General features: G+C 63.8%; 19 protein-coding genes. 4 read left to right on the top strand and 15 right to left on the bottom strand.

The window, feature by feature from the left end; translation table 11 throughout:
• Positions 1–72: 72 nt before the first annotated feature.
• Positions 73–2373, top strand: a complete 2301-nt coding sequence (locus ACIGJB_RS12220) for a spermine/spermidine synthase domain-containing protein (protein WP_483730063.1) — start codon at positions 73–75, stop codon at positions 2371–2373.
• Between the two features lie 102 nt (positions 2374–2475).
• Here ACIGJB_RS12220 and ACIGJB_RS12215 read toward each other — a convergent pair whose 3' ends face one another.
• The 12 genes from ACIGJB_RS12215 to ACIGJB_RS12160 all read right to left on the bottom strand — a co-directional run bounded on the left by ACIGJB_RS12215 (position 2476) and on the right by ACIGJB_RS12160 (position 14002).
• A complete protein-coding gene (locus ACIGJB_RS12215) occupies positions 2476–3261 on the bottom strand; it encodes a metallophosphoesterase family protein (RefSeq protein ID WP_483730062.1) in 786 nt (261 codons plus the stop codon).
• Between the two features lie 219 nt (positions 3262–3480).
• Complete coding sequence (locus ACIGJB_RS12210; protein ID WP_483730061.1) at positions 3481–4452, bottom strand: type II secretion system F family protein; 972 nt, start codon at positions 4450–4452, stop codon at positions 3481–3483.
• A 93-nt stretch (positions 4453–4545) separates the two neighbouring features.
• A complete protein-coding gene (locus tag ACIGJB_RS12205; RefSeq protein WP_483730060.1) occupies positions 4546–5523 on the bottom strand; it encodes a type II secretion system F family protein in 978 nt (325 codons plus the stop codon).
• A 45-nt stretch (positions 5524–5568) separates the two neighbouring features.
• Entirely contained in the window at positions 5569–6948 is a 1380-nt protein-coding gene (locus ACIGJB_RS12200) for a TadA family conjugal transfer-associated ATPase (protein WP_483730059.1), read from the bottom strand.
• 49 nt (positions 6949–6997) lie between these two features.
• Positions 6998–8191 (bottom strand): CpaE/TadZ family protein, encoded by a 1194-nt coding sequence (locus tag ACIGJB_RS12195; protein WP_483730058.1) that lies wholly within the window; start codon positions 8189–8191, stop codon positions 6998–7000.
• Positions 8192–8255: 64 nt separating this feature from the next.
• Positions 8256–8600 (bottom strand): hypothetical protein, encoded by a 345-nt coding sequence (locus tag ACIGJB_RS12190; protein WP_483730057.1) that lies wholly within the window; start codon positions 8598–8600, stop codon positions 8256–8258.
• Positions 8601–8632: 32 nt separating this feature from the next.
• A complete protein-coding gene (locus tag ACIGJB_RS12185; protein ID WP_483730056.1) occupies positions 8633–10525 on the bottom strand; it encodes a type II and III secretion system protein family protein in 1893 nt (630 codons plus the stop codon).
• 65 nt (positions 10526–10590) lie between these two features.
• Positions 10591–11433, bottom strand: a complete 843-nt coding sequence (gene cpaB / locus ACIGJB_RS12180) for a Flp pilus assembly protein CpaB (RefSeq protein WP_483730055.1) — start codon at positions 11431–11433, stop codon at positions 10591–10593.
• A gap of 39 nt (positions 11434–11472) precedes the next feature.
• Complete coding sequence (locus tag ACIGJB_RS12175) at positions 11473–12891, bottom strand: P-loop NTPase family protein (protein ID WP_483730054.1); 1419 nt, start codon at positions 12889–12891, stop codon at positions 11473–11475.
• A 75-nt stretch (positions 12892–12966) separates the two neighbouring features.
• Complete coding sequence (locus tag ACIGJB_RS12170; protein ID WP_483730053.1) at positions 12967–13500, bottom strand: A24 family peptidase; 534 nt, start codon at positions 13498–13500, stop codon at positions 12967–12969.
• Positions 13501–13551: 51 nt separating this feature from the next.
• A complete protein-coding gene (locus ACIGJB_RS12165; protein ID WP_483730052.1) occupies positions 13552–13800 on the bottom strand; it encodes a Flp family type IVb pilin in 249 nt (82 codons plus the stop codon).
• A gap of 16 nt (positions 13801–13816) precedes the next feature.
• Positions 13817–14002, bottom strand: a complete 186-nt coding sequence (locus tag ACIGJB_RS12160; protein ID WP_483730051.1) for a Flp family type IVb pilin — start codon at positions 14000–14002, stop codon at positions 13817–13819.
• 1172 nt (positions 14003–15174) lie between these two features.
• Here ACIGJB_RS12160 and ACIGJB_RS12155 point away from each other — a divergent pair.
• Together ACIGJB_RS12155 and ACIGJB_RS12150 are read left to right on the top strand one after the other, a co-directional pair.
• On the top strand, positions 15175–16446 hold the full coding sequence (locus ACIGJB_RS12155) for a glycosyltransferase family 87 protein (protein WP_483730050.1): 1272 nt from the start codon (positions 15175–15177) through the stop codon (positions 16444–16446).
• A 169-nt stretch (positions 16447–16615) separates the two neighbouring features.
• On the top strand, positions 16616–17638 hold the full coding sequence (locus tag ACIGJB_RS12150; protein WP_483730049.1) for a glycosyltransferase family 2 protein: 1023 nt from the start codon (positions 16616–16618) through the stop codon (positions 17636–17638).
• Between the two features lie 31 nt (positions 17639–17669).
• Here ACIGJB_RS12150 and ACIGJB_RS12145 read toward each other — a convergent pair whose 3' ends face one another.
• From ACIGJB_RS12145 to ACIGJB_RS12135, 3 genes are read right to left on the bottom strand one after another with little or no spacing between them, the layout of a single operon-like run.
• Complete coding sequence (locus tag ACIGJB_RS12145) at positions 17670–18059, bottom strand: GtrA family protein (protein WP_483730048.1); 390 nt, start codon at positions 18057–18059, stop codon at positions 17670–17672.
• Positions 18056–18790, bottom strand: a complete 735-nt coding sequence (locus tag ACIGJB_RS12140; protein ID WP_483730047.1) for a class I SAM-dependent methyltransferase — start codon at positions 18788–18790, stop codon at positions 18056–18058. The genes ACIGJB_RS12145 and ACIGJB_RS12140 overlap by 4 nt, the downstream gene beginning before the upstream one ends.
• 27 nt (positions 18791–18817) lie before the next feature.
• A complete protein-coding gene (locus ACIGJB_RS12135) occupies positions 18818–20194 on the bottom strand; it encodes a sigma-54 dependent transcriptional regulator (protein ID WP_483730046.1) in 1377 nt (458 codons plus the stop codon).
• Between the two features lie 1285 nt (positions 20195–21479).
• Between ACIGJB_RS12135 and ACIGJB_RS12130 the strand changes: the two genes are divergently transcribed.
• Positions 21480–22733, top strand: coding sequence for an MFS transporter (locus ACIGJB_RS12130; RefSeq protein WP_483730045.1), 1254 nt, complete (start codon positions 21480–21482; stop codon positions 22731–22733).
• Positions 22734–22740 lie beyond the last annotated feature (7 nt).

Below are 22740 nucleotides of genomic sequence, written 5' to 3'. Positions count from 1 at the left end.
CTTTGGCTGGCCCGTTGTTTTCGAATCGCTAACGCGCTACAGAGAAGAAGAATCTTCGGCTAGAGGGAATCCATGGAAACGAGAAACCCAATCGCAAACGCATCGCCGACGGAAATACGGGTTCGAGATGACGGAAGAATCCCGACGGATGCCACTGCGCTGCGTTGGAAGCACACCATCTGCGTCCTGTTTTTCTTTTCCGGATTCCCGGCGCTTATTTACCAGCTGATATGGCAAAGGGCGCTGTTTCGGATTCTCGGCGTCAATATCGAGTCGGTGACCATCGTCGTCACCGCCTTCATGCTGGGACTTGGGCTTGGCAGTCTCGCGGGCGGGTTCTTGTCGAAGCGACGCGGCCTTGCCCTGCTTCCGTTGCTGGCCGCGATCGAACTTCTTACCGGAACCTTCGGCCTCGTTTCGCTTGATGTATTTGACCGGGTTGGCACACTAGCGCTGGGTCTGCCCTTAAGCGCGACAGCGGCAGTGGCGCTGGCGCTGGTGCTGGCGCCGACGTTGCTCATGGGCGCAACGCTGCCGGTGCTGGTTGGACACCTGGCTCGACGCTCCGGGAACGTGGGCGGCTCCGTTGGTTTGCTGTACTACGTCAATACATTGGGGGCCGGTGTTGCTTGCCTGATCTGTACCGTGTTGCTATTCCCTTTTCTCGGCATGCAGGCCGCAGTGTACGTGGCGGTTGCCATCAACGCAGCCGTAGCCGTCGTGGCGTTGGTCGCGCACTGGCGCGGCCGTGGTAGAGGCGATACGGGCGCGGCACAATCGCAGGTTTTTTCGTCGACCACGACACCGGCACTGCGCTTCGGCGCGGTGCTGGCCCTGGCTTGTGCTGGCGGGGCGATCTCGCTCTCGTATGAGATCTTCTTCTTTCGCACAGTGTCTTATGCATCCGGGAGCGGGGCTTCGGCTTTCTCAGCTACTTTGGCAGCATTCTTGATCGGCATCGCCTCGGGATCGCGCCAGGCGGGGGAGTGGTGCGCAGGGGCGCTGGAACACGGCATGCGGCAATTGTCAGGTTCGCTGCTAAAGGCCAATCTGGTGGGCTTGCTGTTTCTGCCACTGCTGGCGCATTTCCCCGTCCCCGGTGGCGCGGAGCTTGGCGTCTCGCTGCTGGTGGTGTTCGTGGTAGCTCGCAGTTGGGGGACGCTGCTACCTTGCCTGGCGCATTGGGGCGTGTCCCCCGACGGCCATGCCGGTATGCGCATTGCTCTACTCTATCTTGCCAACATCGCCGGCTCGGTCACGGGCAGCGTCCTTACCGGCTTTGTTCTGATGGAGCATCTCGGACTAGTCAGCATTTCCATGGTGTTGGTTGGGGCTGGTGTCGCTTGCTTGTTGTTGTTGCACGCGTGGCTGCCACTACCACCGCAGGTGAAGCGCTGGCATGCCGGCTGTGCCGGCGTCATGGGCGTGTTGACCGTAGTGGCACTCCCGGCACTCAGTATCGGCGTACTGGAATCGCTGTTATGGAAAGGTTCACCCGAAGCCAAGGGGCCCTTCGCTCATGTGATCGAAAACCGCAGCGGCATCATCACGGTTGATCGGGAGGGTACTGTGTATGGCGGTGGTATGTATGACGGCCGTTTCAACGTCGATCTGCGGCATGACACAAATGGCATCTTGCGTCCCTATGCGCTGAACCTGTTCCATCGCCACCCCCGCGACGTGCTGATGATCGGACTGTCATCGGGTTCGTGGGCACAGGTGATTGCCAACAATCCGGAAGTCCGATCGCTCACGATCGTGGAGATCAACCCCGGCTACGTGGAGTTGGTGGCGGGGGCGGCGGAAGTTGCGTCTGTACTGAGCAATCCCAAGGTGACACTCGTTACTGACGACGGACGCCGCTGGTTGCGCATGAACCGCGAGCGGCGTTTTGACGCCATCGTCTCTAATACAACTTGGCATTTCCGGGCCAATGCCACCAATCTTCTGTCCGCCGAATTCCTTCAACTGGCCGATGCCCATTTAAATCCAGGAGGGATCCTTTACTACAACACCACCGATTCGGAGCGGGTTCAGCGCACGGCTTGCCTTTCATTCCCCTACGGGGCGCGTTTCAGCAATCATATGGTTGTGTCGCGTGCACCTCTGGCCTGGGACTTCGAACACTTCCGCCGGACTCTGGAAGCCTATCGCGTCAATGGCCGGCCGGTCCTCGATGCCGGTAGGGGCCAGGATCGCTTCGTCGCAGATGCCTTGATGGCCGAGTGGGAATCCTCGCTGCACCGTGGCAGCTCTCGTCGCGAGGACGCCATGGAATCCTGTCCGCGCATCCTGGCTCGCACTGCCGGTATGAGCCAGGTTACCGACGACAATATGGGTACGGAATGGCGCCAGCTGATGCGTCTCGAATGAGCGGTGCATCGGCGGCGATTGCATCATCGGCCGACTAAGGGAAGGATAAGCGCGGCGGACCCCCTTCCCCTTGTTACGGGCGTAAGGCAATCCGCGCTTGCATCAAATCTCGACCACGCAGCACCAGTCAAACTGGGCGTTTTCGAGCTCGCCAGTGCGGCGGCTGACATAGCCGCGAGGGTTGCATACCACGCGCGACGAGTCGATCCAATAGTCGAAGCTGGTATGCGTATGGCCGTGGATCCAGAGATCGGCCTGCGCTACCAGATCAGGCCGCCGCGACAGGAAGCCACTGGATACCAGGTCGTGCGAGTAGCGTGGATCGAGGCTGCCGAGGTCGGGGCCGTGGTGTGTGACCACCACGGTCTTGCCGTCGAAGGGCAGTGCCAGTTCCCTGGCAAGCCACACAGAGGCGACCTCGTGGCGCGCCAGCGCGTCTTCCGGCGAGAAGTGACGAAGGTGACCGTCGTCGCCATTTAGCTCGATCAGACGGTGGTCCAGCATCACCGCCGAACAGGCCTGCATCGATGCCTCGCGCCTGTCGGCGCCGAACAGGCAATAGTCTGTCCACCAGGTCGTGCCCAGGACGCGTACGCGTCCACTGGCGCCGCTGAACTCCGCCACCGCGCCGTTGAGGAGATGCACGCCGGGATGCGCGGCAGCCGCGTCCGCCATGATCCGGTTCACCGCGTCGACGTTGCCTTCGTAATACTCATGGTTCCCCGGCACGTAGATCACCGGCTGACCGAAGGTTCGAGTCGCCCAATCGATGCCTTCGCGGCCATTGGCGATATCGCCGGCCAGTATCACGATATCTGCTTCGCAGTCTGGCACGGATTGCGGCATGGAGTGCTCGATATGCAGGTCGCTCAGGATACGTAGTTTCATGGGGACTCCGGGCGAATTCATTCGGATGGCGCGTCGCGCAACGGACGGTTGAATTCTTCAGAAGGCTGGCGATCCGGTCAAGTCCCGTGGATCGCAGCGGTGCCGCAGAGAGCTCTCGCAGAAGGCGAAAAAGCCCGGAGCCAAGCCCGGGCAAAGACCGTCTTGCCGGCGTTGCACCGGGAGACAGCCGGGGGAACCGTTTCCGGCTATCCGGTTACGCTATCCCTGGCCGGCCATGGTCGGCAACAGGACGCGATAGATCTGGATGAATGCCGGGCCCAGCAGTACCAGCAGCAGTGACGGGAAGATCGTAAAGATCAGTGGGAACAACAGTTTCAGCGCAATCTTGGCTGCCTGTTCTTCTGCCCGCAAGCGGCGCTTGGTGCGCAACATTTCGGACAGCACGCGCAGCGAGTCGCCCAGGCTGGTACCGAAGCGGTCGGCCTGGATCAGCATGGATGCAAACTTGTCAACATCCTCCACACCCGTGCGTAACGAGAGGTTGGAAAGTGCCTTTTCCTTGGAGAAGCCGGAGCGCAACTCCAGCAGCATCAGCTGCAGTTCGTCGGCAAGGACCGGGCAGCGCAGGGCCAGTTCATCGGCCACTCGCATCAGCGCCGCGTCGAGGCCGAGGCCGGCTTCCACGCATACCGTCAGGAGGTCGATTACGTCCGGGAACTCTTCGAATACCGCGCGCTGGCGTTCGGCCACTTTGCGCGAGAGCACAGTGTTCGGGAGGTAATAGCCGATGGCGGCAAGCAGCGTCAGCAAGGCGAACATGGTGTGTTGCTGCTGCAGCGACGGATGATTGCTGACCGCGATCAGGCCGACCATCGGCAGGGCGATTGCCAGTAGTGTCTTGGCGGTGAAGTACAGCGGCGCGGCACTTCTGCCACGCCATCCGGCGTTCATGAAACGCACCCGCAATTGCGAACCTTCCCATCCTTCCTTGGGCAGCGAGAGGCGCGATACCGGCTGCGTCCATTGCACGAGCTTGTCGATGAGGGCCTGTTGCCTTCCGGTGCTACCGGGAACCTGCCCTGCCTGGCCCGCGAGTTGCTCGGCGCGGCCGCGCATGCGGTTGGGCGAGAACGCATAGAGCACACCAAAGACCGCGCCAAATGCCGCCACGAAGATCAACCCAAGCACGACAAGCTGATCGGACTGAAACCCCTGAATGATGCCTTGCATGATGGACTCCCGTCAGGCTACCTGCCCATGATCTTTGTGTCGAAGCACTATGTTGTTCGAGCGCCGCTGCCTGCGTCGGCGATCGTGGTGATGTCATACCCGGATGCGGATGATCTTGCGCATCCACAAGACGCCGAGCACCATCATTACCAGTGCGCCGCCGACCATCTTCAAGCCCATCGGATCTTCCCAAAGCACTTTCATGAAGTCCGGGTTGACCACCAGGATCATCCCACCGGTGGCAAAGGGCAGCAGGCCCAGCACCCAGGCAGACATGCGCCCTTCCGCAGACAACACCCGGATCTTGGCGAACAGCTTCAGGCGTTCGCGTACCATGTTGGCGATGGTGTCGAGGATCTCGGCCAGGTTGCCACCGCTTTCGCGCTGGATCAGGACCGCAATGACGAAGTAGCGCAGGTCACCTACGGGTACCCGTATGGCCAAATTGGTCATGGCTTCATCGAGCGCTACACCGTAGTTGATTTCCTCGAAAGTCGTGCGGAACTCCGGGCCGATCGGCGCCTTCATTTCCTGGCCGACCATGCCGAGCGCGCCACTGAACGCGTGCCCGGCGCGCAATGCACGGGCGATCATGTCGACGGCATCGGGCAACTGCGCTTCCAGCTGAATGATCCGCTTGGTCCGCTGGCGCGACACATGGAGGATCGGAAGGACCGCAGCGGTCGCGGCGGCGACCAGCATCAGGGGTATGGGTACCGGCGACACCGGAATCAGCGCGACGGTGCACAGAGCTACCGTCGCGCAGTAGCCCATCAACTGGGCCACTGACCAGGAGCTGCCCGACTGCTCGAGCCAACGGTCGAGCGCGCCGACACGGGGCATGCTCATCAACAATTTCTGCATGCGCGGCGAGTCGGCGAGCAGCCGCTTCTTCAGGATCGACAGCTGCTCGGAGCCGACCTGGCCCCCGGCGGACAGTGCGCGCAGCCGCGCCTCGATGCGCTTGGCCGCCGCACCATGCGTGCTGTTCCACCAGATGAAGACACCCTCGACGCAGAGCACCACGGCCACGAACAGCAGGATGCCAAAGGCATAGAAGATCATGCTCATGAGTGTCTCCGCGTAGCGTTATCGCTGTGATATTCCGTGCCTGCCTCAGACCTCATGGCGCTTGGCCGGATCGTAGGTTTCGTCGGGCAGGCCGACGCCGAACACACGCAGGCGTTCGGCGAACTTCGGGTACACCCCCGTAGCGCGGAAATGACCGTGCACGGTGCCGTCCTTGTCGACGCCAGTACGCTGGAACGTGAAGATCTCCTGCATGTTGATGATGTCGCCTTCCATACCGGTGATTTCGGAGATGCTGATGATCTTGCGCCGGCCATCGGTCATGCGCGCGGCCTGGACGATGACCGTGATCGCTGAGGCGATCTGCTGCCGCATGGCCTTGGCCGGCATGGTCAGGCCGGCCATGCTGACCATGTTCTCCAGGCGGGTCAGGGCATCGCGCGGCGTGTTGGCGTGGATGGTTGTCAGCGAGCCCTCATGGCCGGTGTTCATGGCGTTGAGCATGTCCAGTGCTTCGCCGCCGCGGACTTCGCCCAGGATAATCCGGTCCGGGCGCATCCGCAGCGCGTTGCGCACCAGCGCGCGCTGCGTGATCTCGCCCTTGCCCTCGATGTTGGGCGGGCGCGTTTCCAAGCGCAGGACGTGGGGCTGGCGCAGCTGCAGTTCCGCGGCGTCCTCGATGGTGATCACGCGTTCGTCCTCGGGGATAAAGCCGGACAGGATATTCAGCAGCGTGGTCTTGCCGCTGCCGGTGCCGCCCGATACCAGCACGTTGATCTTGGCCTTGGACAGCGCCTGCAGCAGCTGCGCCATCGGCGGCGTCAGACTGCGCAGTTCCACAAGGTCAGAAACCTGAAGCGGGTTGACGGAGAAGCGGCGAATCGACAGCAGGGGGCCGTCGATGGCGGACGGCGGAATAATGGCGTTGACACGCGAACCGTCCGGCAGGCGTGCATCGACCATCGGGCTGGTTTCATCGATGCGGCGGCCCACGCGCGAGACGATCTTCTCGATCACCTTCATCAGGTGCGCATCGTCATAGAACACGACGTCGGTCAGTTCGAGCTTGCCGCGTCGTTCCACATAAGTCTGGCGTCCCGTGTTGACCAGGATGTCCGACACCGTGGGATCCTTTAGCAGGGGCTCGAGCGGACCGAAGCCAAACATCTCGTCGTAGATCTCGACCGTCAGTTGACGTCGTTCGTTGTCGTTGAGCAGGACCCGTTGCTCATCGATGATCAGGTTCACTAGTGTGGCGACTTCCTGTCTCACCTGTTCCTGCGGATAGCGCGCCAGGCGCTCGAGCTCGACGCGGTCCAGCACAGTTTCGTGCACTTCGCGCTTGAGGGCGTGGTATCCCGGAGACGAAGACGTGCCGGCAGGCGTAGCCGTCGAAAACTGGATCGCGGCGTGGCCATTGGTCGTGAATGCGGGGCCGGCACCGGCAAGCTGTTCGCGGATCGACATGATGGGCTCCTTCATTGGAATAGGGTTCGGCGCGGCCAGGCAGCCATCGTCAGGTACTCTTGGTGCGCAACATCAGGCGACGCAGTGGTGAAATGGATTCGGCTTTGCTATGGCGGCCGTTCTCGGGCGGGGCAGAAAGTTGTGCGGCCATGGCCTGTAACGCCCGGGCGATGGCGCTGCGCCGGCTTAGCTTGCCAACCGGTTCGCCGTGGCTCACGGCTTCATCCACGGCTGAGGGATCATCGGGCAGGGTCACCGTCACTTTCATCGCCAGGATCTCTTCCATGGTGGTGCGCGGCACCTCGTTCTTGCGGCCCGTGCGGTTCAGTACAACCTGGATCTTGCCCGCCGGGTAGTGCAGCGCGTGCAGGATGTCGAGCAGGCGGCGGCTTGGCCGGCCGCACGCGACTGCCGGCTCCGTTACCACGTAGATGCGTTCGCTCAGGTCCAGCATGCTGATCGACAACGGATCGATGCTCTGGCCCATATCGAAGAAGATGAAGTCATAGTTCGGCTGCGCGACGGACAGGATCCACTCCAGCTTGTCCTTCTGGATCTTCGTGGCCTTGACCGGGTCCGTGGCTCCCGCGAGCAGGTCGAAGCCACTGTCCACGTGGACCACGCAGGCATCGAGGAAGGCAGCATCCAGGCGGTCGACCTGGTCGCAGACGTCCGGGAGCGTAGACGGCGGTGTCTTGTCAGTGACGATGTGGGTCAGGTCCCCGAAGTGCCGGTTGAGGTCGACCACCAGCACGCGCTTGCCATGTTGCCTGGCCATCGTATCGCCAAGGTTGGTAGTGATGAAGCTGGTGCCCACGCCGCCCTTGCAGGCGATCAGCGAGATGACCTGGGCAGCTTCCTGCGCGCGCGGTACATGGGTAGCTTCGATCCGCTTCAAGGCCTCGGCCAGTTGCGCCTTGTCCAACGGCCACGACAGCACATCGCGGATGCCGGCGCGCATCGCCTTGATCAATACGTCCGGGCTGGGCGCCTGCGTCACCAGGATGCAGGGCAGATCGGTGTGTTGCTGGCGCAGGGCTTCGATCGACAGCATCTGCGCCGGTCCCAGATCCGGCACCTCCACGATCAGCATGTCCGCCATGCGCAGCCAACTGGCATGGAGCGGGAAGCGGGCCAGTCCTTCCTGAAGCGACATGGCCCGGAAGTTCCCGACGGCGGCGCAGAGCCGGCTGATCTCGGCCAGCCGTTCGGTGTTCTCGGATGCGATCAGGATCTTCAGCATGGTGTCCTCGCAAGTCTCTCTTCTGGTTTCCTGGATCCGGCGTGATGGTGTGCTCGGGGCATGCTCAGCGCGAGCTGCCGCCGCCGCCCATGCCTATGCCGCCGTAGCCGCCGGAGCCGAAGTCGATGCCGAAGCCTCCGGTGCTGCCGCCGGTCGGCTGCATGCGGATCAGCGAGCGGTCAAAGTTGCGCATCGCAGCCACCGCGGTTTTGCCGTCGGTGCCGGTGACAGTCGGCAGGCCGGCGGGCGCATCGGGGTTGATGATCTGCATCTGGTTGACCGTGGCGAGTGCCACGCCCCGTTGGCCATCCCACACCGGCGTGGTTGTCATGCAGGCCGACAGTCCCAGGCAGGACAGGGCGCCCGCCACCAGGGCGGCGCTGCGCGGAAGCTTCGAGATCTTGCTCATGGTTGCTCTCCTGTTTGCTGTGGCGCGGCGGCTCAGTTGCTGCCCGACGTGGTGCCGTTGGCCGTGCCCGTGGTCCGGGCCTGCGCCAGGCGCGCGGCGGTGGCTTCGATGCGGGCGATGCGCGCGGCCGAGTCCTCCGGCGGCGGCAGCGCCGCCACGCCGCGCGCTGGTGCAGCGGGCGCCCTGGGTGCGGCGGCCACCGGCTGCGGGGCTGCCGGGGCCGGTGCGGGCGGCTTCGCCGGGGACGGCGCTGCAGCCGTCGACGGCTGTTCCAGCGCCCGGCCATTCGGCGTGGCCGAGATCGACGTGGCCGGGGTGGCTTCGCTGCGCGGGGCCGACGGCGCGGTAGCGGGCGCTGCAGCGGGAGCCGGGGCGGCCGGTTGCGACGGGGCCGGGGCCGGCGGCGCATTGCGGCGGCCTTCCATATTGCCCATGAAGTACAGGGAGAACGGGTCAGGCGTGGCGAAGCTGTCGGTCGGCAGCGGGTAGTTGTTGGTCGCCATCGGCTTGACCAGGCGCGGCGTGATGATGAACACCAGTTCCGTCAGGTCCTGCTGGTACTGCGTGCTGCGGAACAGCGTGCCCAGCACCGGCACTTCGCCGGCGCCCGGCAGTGCCTTGAGCGAGCCGCGCGCGCTGTCCTGCAGCAGGCCGCCGATGGCGAAGCTTTCGCCATCACGCATCTGCACCGTGGTGGAGGCGCGGCGGGTGGTGATGAGCGGCAGCACGGTCTGTCCCGCCAGGCTGCTGCCACTGACGGTGGCGCCGGTGGGCGACAGCTCGGACACTTCCGGCGCGACCTTCAGGTGGATGCGGCCATTGGCGAGCACCGTGGGCGTGAACTTCAGGCCCACGCCGAACTCTTCTTCCTGCAGCGTGACCGTGCCGGCACCATTCAGCACATTGGCCTGCGCCACCGGGATGTAGATCTTGCCGCCGGCAAGGAAGCTGGCCTCCTGGCCGCTGATGGTGACGAGGTTCGGCTCGGCCAGGATCTTCACCAGGCTGTCGTTCTTCTGCGCGTCAACGGCAAACTGGAATGGCTTGTTGTTGGCCTTGCTGCCGAAGATCGCTGCCGAGGCGCCGGTAAGCAGCGACGTCACCACGCCACCGGTCCAGGAGCCGAAGCCGCCTTGCAGGTTCACGGACGAGCCGAGCTGGTTCAGCAGCGTCTTCGAAACCTCCGCCACCTTCACTTCGAGCATCACCTGCTGTGGCGTATCGACCGACAGCATGTTCAGCACGCCGCCTTTCTTGCTGGCGTCACCGCCACCCGCCTGCGCGGCGTTGGCATAGGCCTGCGCAATTTCCATGGCCTGCTGGGCCGACTGGGAATTGGTGACGCTGCCTGTCAACACCAGGTTGTCCGCGGCCGTCATGACCTTGATGCCGGGTTCACCGGGCAGGAGCTGGCCGAGCGATGTCTGCAGCCCGCCGGCATCGGCGTTGACCACCACGTTGATGATGCTGCAGCTGCCGCTGCGGCCCTGCACGATCATGTTGGTGGTTCCCACCGAGCGCCCCAACACATAGAGCGTCTGTGCCGATACCATCGTGGCCTGCACGACGTTCGGGTTGCCCAGCGTTCGATTCTTTACCGGCTCCTGCAGCGTGATCAGCTGCGACTTGCCGACCGGAACGATCACGCTCGACTCAGCCCGGACCGAGCCGGTGCAGTTGGGGCCGCGCGCGTCCGCGGCAGGCACCGGCGCAGCGCCCCCGGCGGGTGCCGTGCCGGCTGGCGCCATGCTGATGGTCATCTGCATCGGCGCCTGGGGCGCCTTGGCCGCCGCGGGCACGGTGGCCTTGCCCACGTTGCCGGCTTCGATGGCGGCTTGTGCCGCGGCGGCCAGCGGTGTGCAGAGGATGGCAGCCAGCACCAGGAGGCGGGTGCCGCCGGCGGCTTCGGATCGTTTCTGGTTCATTTTGAATCTCCCCCCGGAGAGGCTGTGTGACAGCGCAAAATTCATCGATGCCGTGCGGTACGAGCTCAGAAGCACTCTACGCCGCCCTGGATACCCGACAGCACGCCAACACAGTTGCCTGCGTGCGGTTGTGCCGCCACCGTGCGGGTCTTGACCACGGTGCGCGTTTGCGTCTGCGTGACCACCTTGACCTGCGGCGCTTCGGGCGCCTTGCCCAGCAGCGTGCCCTTGGTCGCGCCACCGGTATTGATGTCGGCGACGTCCATCTGGTTGCGCAGCACCAGCGACAGGGTTCCCACGCTGCGCGCCACGTCGAGCTTTTCGGCCTGGTCCGGCGAGACTTCCAGCGTCACCGCGTTGACCACCTTCGGCTGCGTGTCGTCGCGGCTGACCTGCTGTGCCACGGCGAGCACCAGGATCTTCTCGAGCACGATCTTCGAGATGCTGCCGTTCTGCGCGGTCTTGGCTTCCTCATTGGTATTGACGATCACGTCGACGTAGTTGCCCGGCAGCGCAAAGCCGGCCACCCCGACCACGTCGTTGACGCGCACCGTGATGGCCCGCTTGCCGTCGTTGATGACGGCGGACAGGCCGCCCTTGGTGCCGATCGGCGCGAGCTTGGCGTCGAGCACCGGCTCGCCACGCTGCAGGCTGGTGCGAACCACGCGGCCTTCCAGCAGCTTCAGGTCTTCGAACGCGCCGGGCGGCACGCTGGCCGTGGGCCAGTTGACCAGGCGCAGCTGGCTGCCATTCAGCGGCTGCCCCAGGTTCAGATCATTGGCGGCCACCACCACCTGCTTGACGGAGCTGGACGATTGCTCCATCAGCCATCGCGACGCCGATACCACGGCCGCCACGCCGGCGAGCAGGGCAATCAGCAGCATCAGGATTGCGCGTGTGTTTTTCATGATGACTCTCCCCTGGAAGTTCCGTGTGAGCTGGTACGTTCAGCTTGCCGCGCGCTGGTCGATGGACCAGTGTTGAATCGTGCTGGCCGATGGCATGCCCTCGGCCGAGGTCCGCAATCCGTAATAGGCTTGCCATGCGGCGAGCAGTCCTTCCTGGGTCACCTGCGGGGCATGGCCGTGGTAGCGCACCCCTGAAGCGACCAACCGCAGCAGATCGCGCGGGAGGCAGGCCATCAGCGGCGTGTCGCTCTCGTAATGCAGGCTGTCGACCAGGAACTCGAAGACGGCTTCGGCGCTGGTCAGCCCGAATTCCGCGGCCGTACGCTGGTACACCTCGCGGTAGTCATCGAGCGACAGCGGCCCGACGTAGAGCTTGCTGCCGAGGCGGCGCAGGAAGGCCTCGTCGCCGAGCGCGGAGGGTTCGAGGTTGGTCGAGAACACCGGCCAGACGTCGAACGGCACCGAGAAGCGCACGCCGGTCTGCAGCGTGAACATGTCGACCGAGCGGTCCAGCGGCACGATCCAGCGGTTGAGCAGGTCATCGACCCCGACCAGTTGCCGGCCCAGGTCATCGACGATATAGATGCCGTTGTTGGCCTTCATGTGCGGTGGCGCCTGGTAGAACCCCGCGGTGCGGTCGTAGCGCAGGTCCAGCATTGCCAGCGTGAGCTCGCCACCGGACAGCACTACCGGGCGGTGGCAAAGGACCCAGCGGCGGTCCAGCGAGCGGCGTGCCATCGATGCCTCGCTGTCAATAAAGGGCACATGCACCAGCGGGTCGAACACCTGGATGATTTCGCCGGCCACGGTGATGGCATGCGGCACCGGGACCGCGCCCGGCAGTAGCATGCCAAGACGCTGCGCCAGGTAGGTCTTGCCGCTGCCGGCCGGGCCATAGATCATCAGCGCGCGGTAGGTATTCAGCGCCATGCCGATCGCGTCAAGCAAGTGGACCGGGATCACGAGATCGTGAAATGCCGCGGTGACGTCGGCTTTGGTGACGGAGCCGTGGCTGACCGAGTGGTGCTTGACGGCTTCGATGTAGGCATCCAGGCTGACCGGTGCCGGACCGTTGTAGCTGCAGCGCGCGGAAGCTTCGGCGGCACGCGTGTAGCCGGCATCGGTAAGTCGAAAGCGAACGTCGAGATCGCTGGCGCCGCGGTGTGCAATTTCGAGAAGGCGCTCGCGGACCGCGACAGCGGCGATTTCGTTGACCACCGCGGCAGGAAGCTTCAGCGAATCCGTCAGAACTGCCAAGGTCACTGTACGGTGCAGGTAAGCCGCCTTCATTAGCAGGCCGAGCAATTGGGCAATCTCAAGGCCAGTATCGGCGATGGTGCGCGGCAGCACATGCCAGGGGGGCAGCGGCACCGAGCTGTGGTCGCCGCCGGTATTCCTGCCAGTCGAGACGGGCTCGAGGAGTCGAGGTGCATGTCCCACGTCGTGATGCTCGTTCATTGCCGCCCCCTGTTTGCGGATCTGCGCGTTCTTATCGAGGCACCCGTCACTGCAGGCGCGGTTGCGTTGACTGCTTCACGTACCGAAAAAGAGCATGGCCAGGGTGCCGCCGGCGATGGCGACACCATAAGGTATGGATCCAGCGGATGATTTGCCCCCAGGGTTCGCAGGTCCCATGCGACGTTGAATGGCCACACTCAGCAGCATGTTGCCGACTGTCGAAAACGTCGCGCGGGCTTTTCCGGTGATGAAAATCAGTGCCAGAGCCCAGGCTCCGCCGATCAACCAGGTTGCAACCGCGATCGACGGCACCATGCTTGCGCCCAGCCATGCGCCGACGGCGGCCATCAGCTTGACGTCGCCCGCAGCCATGCCTCGCAGCAGGTAGAAAGGCAGGAAGATGATCAGGCCAGCGATCCATCCGCAGAGCCACGCCAGCGATCCGGCGGCCATGCCGTGGATGGCAACCTGCATTGGCAGGGCTGCCATCCATGAGCCGAGGGTCAGCCAGTTCGGAATGCGACGCCGGTCCAGGTCGATGGCCGCCGCGATCGATACGATGACGATGGTGATGGGGCCAATGAAGGTGGCGATGGTGTCGGATGGCATGGCGCTTGGGACCGGTAGTTTGGGCGGCAGTAGATTCATCGGCCCGATGCATCACGGCATCTTGGCGGCGAGGGATTCATACAAGGTCTTGACGGCATCCCCGACCGAAGAGACGGCGCCGACAATGGCGACCGCGATAAGCATGCCGAGCAACGCGTACTCGATGGACGTGACGCCTGCGTCATCGTGCAATAGATCCGCGGTCCGGTTGAGGAGCTTTTGCATTTCGCGTTCCCGGTGATGGAGGCGATACGCCGAGCATTGTGGTTTCCGCATGGCCGGCCAGTTCTGAGCAGCCATGCGGGCTCGCCAAGTGTTAGGTGTTGGCGGTCGTGAGAGCGGTGCCGATCTTGTTGAATGTGGTGGCCAATTGAGTGCCGACGATAGTCACAGCCGTGATGATGACGACTGCAATAAGGGCAGCAATCAGGCCGTACTCGATGGCCGTCACGCCATCTTCGTCGCGGATGAATTGCTTGAGCATGGTGGTCAGGTTTTGCATGACAAACTCCTTTTGTGAGGAACAAGGACTCGGTACTACAAGACTGCGGAACTACGGTCAGAGAACGCAGCGCCGTGAATCAATGCGCAAAATGTGCGGTAGCGCGGCGGCGCGCAGATGGCGCACGCATGGAACGGCCAGCGGCCAGGGCTGCCTTGCACACCTTTAGGGCTGCGCGCCTGCAATCGGCGTTCTGCCGAGGCGTGCATGCATCGCGCTGCGTGCTGCGCATGGCCGGCGCGGACCATGCAACGGAACGGCACGCTCGGGGCAATGACAGCGCGGCTGGCGTTCCGGTGCGGCGAACCAAGTCGGCAGACGACAGACATGGCGAATTTCCCCGTATGTTCTCGTGATCCGGCCAACGCGCCGGCACTGCGGCAATCCGATTGAATGCGTTGCCGCGTGCCCTGGCATAGGCAAGTCGCGGGCCAGGTTGCGCAGAACCGTTGTCCCGCAATGGTTTGCGGGAAGCGTGTGCGATCGGCACTGGCCTCGCCGACGTGCAAGAGGGGGCCCCGGAAAGAACTTCGTTGCCAGATCGAAACGCGAGCCGCAGAGACTAATTCGGATGACAGAACCGATGGACTAGGGCTCGGCACGGTGCGCGTTCCGCAACCGTGAGCGATGGCGCGTTGCCTTCCGCCAAAAGCATGAGCCGGCGAGGTGAGCCAGGCGCGATGCATCCGGCGGTTGGACGACGCGCTTGACTCTTTTGAGCACTTGTCGCCGTATGGGGCCCCCCGATGGATGAGGCGGTGATGCGCCGGACTGGCGTTTCTGAATAGAAACAACACGTCTGCCCGTCTGTGCCGCACCGTGGCTAGGCACTCCTCAGAATCCGCGCCGGGGACTGGGAGATCTGGTGTTCCCGGATTCAGAGTTGCATGATTCAGCATGGAAACGTTGCTGCCGGAATGCGTTGGCGGGCAACGAGTCTGTGCTCTTCAGGACAAAGCCATTGCCTTGCCCTTCCTAGTACGGGCAACAACAATGAATTTGTCGGTCGGCAAGTGACAACGTATAGAGAAGCGGATCGTGGAGATGACCGGCGCAGAATCGAAAGGGAGAAGCCATGAGTGGAACACCCATGAATGCAGATGCAGGGGCACGGCCGGGCAACGCCGGGACTAGCCGCTTTCGTCCCAAATGTGAGTGCGGGAGCGACTGACATGGCCTTTGAGAACCTAGCAGGCAGCAAGCCGTTGTTCCGCGCGCCGGACGCGCACTGGCTCAACGCGCAGCGCATGTGGTTGTATTCTTGTGTGTCGCTGATCTGCTGCGCCGTGTTCCTGGGATTGAGAATATTTCGTGCCTGGATCCTGAACGTCCCCGGTGTCTTATCGCCGGGAGCAGACTTCGTAGTCTTCTGGAGCGCCGCCCGCGTGGCTCTGGAGCATGGCGCGACTGCTCCCTACAATCTTGACCTGCTCCAGGCTAAAGAGCTTGCGACGGTGCCTGGGGTACTGGCTGGAGGCGGCGAACTGCCGTGGCTATATCCGCCTACATTCCTGCTGCCGGTCCTACCACTCGGTTTGCTGCCTTATAGGGCCGCTGCCTTCCTGTTCTTGATGGGAGGGGCAAGCTGGTTTGGGTGGGCAATGTCCCGGACATTGGCCCGGCGCGGCGCGGGGATTGCGGCACTGGGCTTCCCAGCGGTCGCGGTATGCATTGCGACGGGGCAGAACTCACTCTGGCTTGCCGGCACTGCCGGTCTGGCATTGACGCTTCTGCGCGGACGCCCCGTAGTGGCTGGCATGTTGCTCGGGCTGCTTACGGTCAAGCCGCATATTGCGGTCATGTTCCCGCTTGCCTTGCTCTGTGCAGGCCAGTGGCGCGCGTTGCTGGGGATGGCCGCAAGTGCAATGGCACTGGTGATGCTGTCGCTGGTGTGCTTCGGTATCGAGCCGTTCTCTGCCTTCCTGGACGCAATAGCGATTGCACGTACGGCGGTCGAAAATGGCAGGGCAACGATGATGCGGATGCCGACGATGTTTGCAGCCGCCAAGTTGCTCGTCGGAGGTGTCGCGGTGCCATATGTCGTACATGCACTGGTCGCCGGCATTGCGGTGGCCTCGCTGATCTACGCATGGTCGCGTCCATGCAGCTTTGCGCTTCGCGCCGCGGTGCTGTCGACTGCAATGCTGCTGGTTCCCTCCTACCTGTACGACTACGACCTGGCTTTCCTGGGAATTGCCATGGCGTGGTTGGGTATTCATGCCAATCGCTGCGGATGGCTGCCAGGTCAACGTGAACTGATGGTAGTGCTGTGGCTACTGCCCTTGTACGGGGTGCTGGTGGGCGATTGGGCCGGCATCCAGTTGATGCCGATCGGGCTGATCGTAACGCTGGCTCTGGGCGTTTGGCGGATCCGGTTGGAGCGGACGGGCCGGACATCGGCTGACATTGATGTGGGCGATACGCGCCGGTGCGCTAAAGCTTGATCAGCAGCCTTGGCCGTTCGGCGGCTGTGCCATCGGTGCACGGATGCCGCTTGGTCTTGTGTGGGTCACCATTCAGAGGCTTCGCTATCAGGCTTGAATTGCTGAAGACGGCAGTGCATAAGTTGAATTGGCGGTGGTGAGGTAACGCGCCCCCGCCCCGGGAGACAACATGTCCGTTCCATACGATTTCAGAATGCTTTCACTCGTTGTCCCCTGCTACAACGAGTCGTCAAGCATCGCAGGGTTCTTCGATTGCGTCATACCGATCCTGGAATCCATCGACCGCCTCCGCTTCGAAATCGTGCTCGTGAACGATGGCAGCACAGACGACACGCTGGACCAGATGCTCGACTACGCGCAGCGCGACGAACGCGTGCGTGTAGTCGACCTGACGCGCAATTTCGGCAAGGAAGCCGCATTGACTGCGGGGCTCGATGAAGCCCTGGGCGATGCCGTGATCCCCATGGACGTGGACCTCCAGGATCCTCCCTCGCTGATCCCGATGCTTGTCGCGCACTGGCGCGAGGGCGCGGAAGTCGTGCTGGCGCAGCGGAGCAGTCGCGCGTGCGATTCTTGGCTCAAGCGCGTGACGGCGGCCAGCTATTACCGCATCCATAACCGGCTGTCCGACCTGAAGCTGCCCGTGAACGTGGGCGATTTCCGCCTGATGGACCGCGTGGTCATCAATGCGCTCAAGCAGTTGCCGGAGCGGCATCGCTTTATGAAGGGCCTGTTTGCGTGGGTGGGCTACAAGACAGCAATCGTGCGCTACGAGCGTGAGCCGCGCAGCGCGGGCCGCTCGAAGTTCTCGGGCTGGCGCTTGTGGAACCTCGCGCTCGAGGGCATCACCAGCTTCAGTACGCTTCCGCTGCGCAGTTGGACCTATATCGGGCTCCTGATCGCCGCGAGCGCCTTTATCTATGGCACCTTCATCGTGGCGCGGACGCTGATCTTCGGGGTCGATGTTCCCGGCTATGCATCGCTGCTTTCCGTGGTGCTGTTCCTCGGCGGCATCCAGCTGATCGGACTTGGTGTGGTCGGCGAATATATCGGCCGCATTTACGACGAAGCCAAGGGGCGGCCGATCTACCTGATACGGCGCCGCTACCAGGAGCTTGGCCAGGATCGGCAGTTCGCTTCCGGCCGGCGGGTGATCCGGCTGGAGCGCGGGCACGCCAGCAACAGTCGCTGAGGTCGGATTCGGCCCCATGACCGGGGCCGGTCTATGTCCGGTAGGTCCAGGTCCGGTGCGCTATGTACGTGAAGGCGGGCACCATCAGCACGACGCAGGCAAGTCCCGTCCAATAGCTTGCGCCCAGCGCCTGTGCGGTCCACGAGATGCCCGTGGTCAGGCCCAGTCCGAGCAGCGATACGCCGGCAAAGCGACCGAGCGTCGCATAGCGCAGCCGCGATGAAAAGCTCCATAGCGTGTTGAGGAGATAGGAGCAGGCGGTCGCGCACAGGAAGGCCACGCCGTTCGCCGTGACCGGTGAAGTTCCCATGGCGCCGATCAGCGTCACAGCAACGGCGACATGGACGCCGGTCGAGCTTGTACCGGCTACCAGGAACCGCGCGACCTGGCGCAACTCGCCCGTGCTGACTGCCGTTCTCACGGTGTCCGGACGATCGCCATCAGCGAGATGCCGAACGGCAGTGAACGGCTTGAAAGCCAGTGGCGCTCCGCGCTGAACAACGCATGCAGTGCGTTGTTGATCGATCGGGCCGGAACGCCGGCACCAGTAGCCTTTTCGCTGCCCCGCAACTGGTCGCTGAGGCGGGCGGTGATGGCCAGCGGAGACAGAAGGGTGTTGAAGTAGCTGATGCGCTCCAGGCGCAGGCCGCAACAGCTGACCAGTGCCTGCAGCGAGCCCTTGGTGTAGCGCCGCTGGTGATGCAGGAAGACGTCGTGCCGGCTCCATAGCCACTGGTACGCCGGCACGGTGACCAGCATCGCGCCGCCCGGCTTCAGCATGCTTGCCGCGCAGTCGAGGGCGCCATCGTCGTCGGCAATGTGTTCCAGGCAGTCCAGCAGGCAGACCAGGTCAAAGCTGCCTTCCGCAAACGGCATGTCGTCCGGGCACCTGCCGGCGCGGATGTCGTGGACCCCGCCGGTCTTTTCACGCGCCAGTTGCAGGGCCGTGTGATCCATTTCCACGGCGCTGACTTTGCCGAAGTGCGAAAGCATGTCGAGGTTGCCGCCGGTCCCCGCTCCGATTTCCAGGATGGACGCGTCAGGCGGCAAGGCCACGCCGGCCAGGACGGTGGCGAGAATGTCGCGCCGCCCACGGAACCACCAGTGGCTGGCTTCGGTGTCGGCCATCTCAAGATAAGCGTCAGGGGACATGGGACGATTCCTTCGAAGTCGGTCAGATCAGCCCTGCACGCAAACCAGCCCCAGATCCCCCTTCTTCACCTGCAGCTTGTAATCCCGCATCAACCGGAACAACGTCACCCGCGAAATCCCCAGCTCTGCCGCGACATCGATCAGCCGCTCATGGTTGCGCTGAAGCGCCTCCACGATCGCGCCCTGCTCAGCGGCCTCGCGGATCGCGGCCAGCGTCAGCGGCCGTTCTTCGGCGGGCGCGGCCAGCTCCAGGTCTTCCGGCTGTATCACCCCGTCTTCACACATCGCCGCCGCATGCCGAATCCGATTGATCAGCTCGCGCACATTGCCAGGCCAGTTGTGCAGCTGGATCGCGCGCAGTGCAGTCGGCGAGAAGCCGCGGATACGGTTCGGCGACTGCTTGCGCACGCCGGCGAGCATGTGTTCGGCGAGCAGCACAAGGTCGCTGCCGCGCTCGCGCAACGGTGGCTGGCGCACGCGCAGCACGCACAGGCGGTGGTACAGGTCGCCGCGGAACCGTTCAGTCGCGATCGCCGCTTCCAGGTCGACGTGGGTGGCCGAGATGATGCGCACGTCCACCTCGATCGATTCGGTGCCGCCCAGGCGCTCGATCTTGCCGGTTTCCAGGAAGCGCAGCAGGCTGGTCTGGCTTTCCAGCGGCATGTCGCCGATTTCGTCCAGGAACAGCGTGCCGCCCTGGGCCATCTCGATGCGGCCGAGCTTGCGCTTGGCCGCGCCCGTGAACGCGCCGCGCTCGTAGCCGAACAGTTCCGACATGAGGAGCGTGGGTGGGATGGCGGCGCAGTTGACGGCGACAAAGGGCTTCTGTGCGCGATCGCTGGCGCGGTGGATCGCTTGCGCGGCGAGTTCCTTGCCGGTGCCCGATTCGCCCGAGATCAGCACCGGCGTGTCCCAGAGCGACACCTTCTCGATGCCGCGGAACAGTGCCTGCATGGCCTGGCAATTGCCGATCATGCCGTCCGGCCGCGCGCTGCTGGCGCCCGCGCGCTGCGCGGCGGGGCGCATCTGCGCGATGCCTTGTGCGTGGCCGAGCGAGTGCGCCAGATGCGCCAGCTCGAACGGGGCGGTGTAGTAGTCGACAAAGTAAAGGCCAAGCAGGCGGCGCGCCGCATCGCTCAGCGCGTCGCGGCTCGCGACGATGCCAATCCAGCTCAGCAGCGGATGCGATAGCCAGGGCTCGAAGGACTCCAGCTCGGTGTCGCTGAACCCGCTGTGGAGATCGAGCAGCGCGGCACAGGCCTGTGGATTGTGCGAAAGCGCGTCGAGATCCTGCAGGCTCGACGCAAAGCTGATCTTCCAGCCGCGTTGCGACAGAGCCCGGCACAGTGTGGCGTCGTGATGCTGCGACAAGTAGAGCAGCGGACGGTTGGCGTAAGCGCTCATACGATTTCCCCGGATCTTTTTATTGACGAAACCGATACCAGCGGTTGCCGGACATCGGATTCGGTGGCCCTCAGGCCCGCGCCGGCCGCGCGTCGATGCCGCGTCGGCCAGGCGTCTTTCCCGAATTCTGTTTTTTGCCGGGCCCGCTCGGCAGGCCTGGCTACACCCCTTGTGATGCCGGCGCACCGGCATCCCGCTCTGTTCGCGGTCCCCATCGCCGCCATGGTCATCCATGACTGGCTTTGACTGTCCAGGTCGCACGGGCCGCCCGCGCTGGCGCGACCCGTGGTTTCCTGAAAGACCTCTCCTGTACTTCCCGGCTCAGACCGCAACGGTATGCGTCGGTGCGAGCCGTTCCCTTCCGCGCGGCCCCGCGCTTACAGCACCAGCCCGAATCCCGCCCTGGGAAGCGGGGTCGTTCTGAAACTGATCTCCGTCGAACGTTTGCCAGTGTGTTGGCGCTTCGGTTTCAGACTTCCCCAATTCCGGGCTTCATGTTCGCGAGGACATATTCGCGACGAATGTGCCAGAGCCGGTTAAACGCATGAAAACAAAGAAAAAATTGTGGTTTTCCGAAATTCGCCTGAGCGTGGGAAAGTCAAAATGTTCCATTTCTGTTACTGCCCGGGTCGTCGAGCGCGGTTGGGCGCGACACAGTCATGGTGCAAACGAAACGCATACTCATCCACTTGTGGATGAAGGGGCATTTCCAGTCGGTCGGTCCCTCCGGACTGGGGGAAGCGCTGTTGGAAACGCCAGAGGGCCGCGACACTGAGTCGGCACGCAAAAGAGACCTCCGAATGGTTGCGCGTGTGTAACAAGGAACCGAAGCGATTACATGGAAGCGCACTTCAGTGACCGGGTTATCCCCAGGTGCAATCGGCGTTGTGGCTTCTTTTGATGTTGTCGTCGTGCGCGTGGCGGCGCGATGACACGCCTTTGCACGAGTCGGCGGATGAGGCCACCAACTGCCATCCACCACATCTCATCTCTATGGATGGGATGGGTAGAAATTGCACGGTAGCTGGCATGACCGCGCCAATCGGTTGCATTCGTGAAACTCTGACCGCCGGAAGAGTGTCGGCGCCCGGACTTGGCCGGGTAATGGTGCCTTTGACGCGAACGCTGATCCGCTGTGGTTCGCTGCATCAAACGAAATTGCTTTGTATTGCCAACATTGGGCATCAAAACAATTTCAGGAGTGATACGTCGCGGCTTTGGCAGGCGTAGCGGAGTCCGCCGCCAGCGCTCCAGGCGCACCTGTTGCACAATCCAGCCCATGACGATGACCGCTCCTCCCAACCTCTCTTCTGCGTCCCAGCACGCAAAGCCTGCTTCCGACCCCCGCTGGCGCGTGCTGGCCGTGTTTTCGCTGGGCTTCCTGGTGTCCTATGTGTTCCGTGGCGTCAACCTTGGGTTTGCGCCGCACCTGACACGCGAGCTGGGCCTCGGTGCCGGCGACCTGGGCCTGCTGACGAGTTTCTATTTCCTTGGCTTCGCCTGCGCGCAACTGCCGGCGGGCATCCTGCTGGACCGTTATGGCCCGCGCCGCACCGAGGCTGCGATGTTGCTCGTGGCGGTGGCTGGCTCGCTGGTGTTCGCGCTGGCGCCTGGCATGGCGGGCCTCGCCGCCGGCCGGATGCTGATCGGCGTCGGCGTGTCGGTTTGCCTGGGCGCGGCAATCCAGGCGCTGTCGATGTGGTTTCCCTTGTCGCGCATGCCGCTGCTCAATGGCGTGGTGATGGCCATCGGCGGCCTCGGTGCCGTGCTGGTGGGCACGCCGCTGGCGTGGCTGCTTTCGGTGGCGGACTGGCGCATGGTCAATGCCGGGCTGGCGGGCGTGACGCTCGCGATGGCGGTGCTGCTGTGGTTCGGCGTTCCGGACAAGCCGCGCGCCGGTAAGGAAAGCCTGCGCGAGCAGTTGCGCGGCACGCGCCAGATCCTGGCCAGCGAACGTTTCTGGCGCGTGGTGCCGCTGACGCTGCTGAACCAGGGCGTATTCCTGGCGGTACAGACCTTGTGGGTGGGCGCTTTCCTGCGGGACGTCGGGGGCTTCGGGCCGGCCGCCGGCGCGCGGCTGGTGTCGGTGATCGGCATTGCCATGATGGTGGGCTGCGTCGGCTCGGGTTGGGCCGCGCGACACCTCGAACGGGCGGGCATCAGCCTGTATGCCTTTGCCGGGGCGGGCATGACGGCGTTTATCGTCGTCCAGGTGCTGCTGCTGGCTCAGGTGCCACTGCCACCGGCGCTGCTGTGGGCGGCTTACGGGGTGTTCGGCTCGAGCGGCATCCTGACCTACGCCGTGCTGGCACGCAGCTTTCCCGATGCGCTGATCGGGCGCGCCACCACGGCGCTCACGTTGACGGTGTTCCTGGCGACCTTTGCCTGCCAGGTGGGCGTGGGCTTCGTGCTCGATCTGTGGCCGGGGGTTGGCGGCCACTATCCCATCCAGGCGCACCGGGCGGCATGGACCGGGCTAGTCGTGCTGCAGGCGCTGGCGGCGGCGTGGTACGCCATGGGGGCGCGACGGCCCCGTTGATCGATCG

It is taken from the genome of Cupriavidus sp. C2SS-8b, assembly GCF_057073745.1.
The sequence above is the reverse complement of the archived record's forward strand: the minus strand, read 5'-3'. Positions and strand labels throughout refer to the sequence as shown.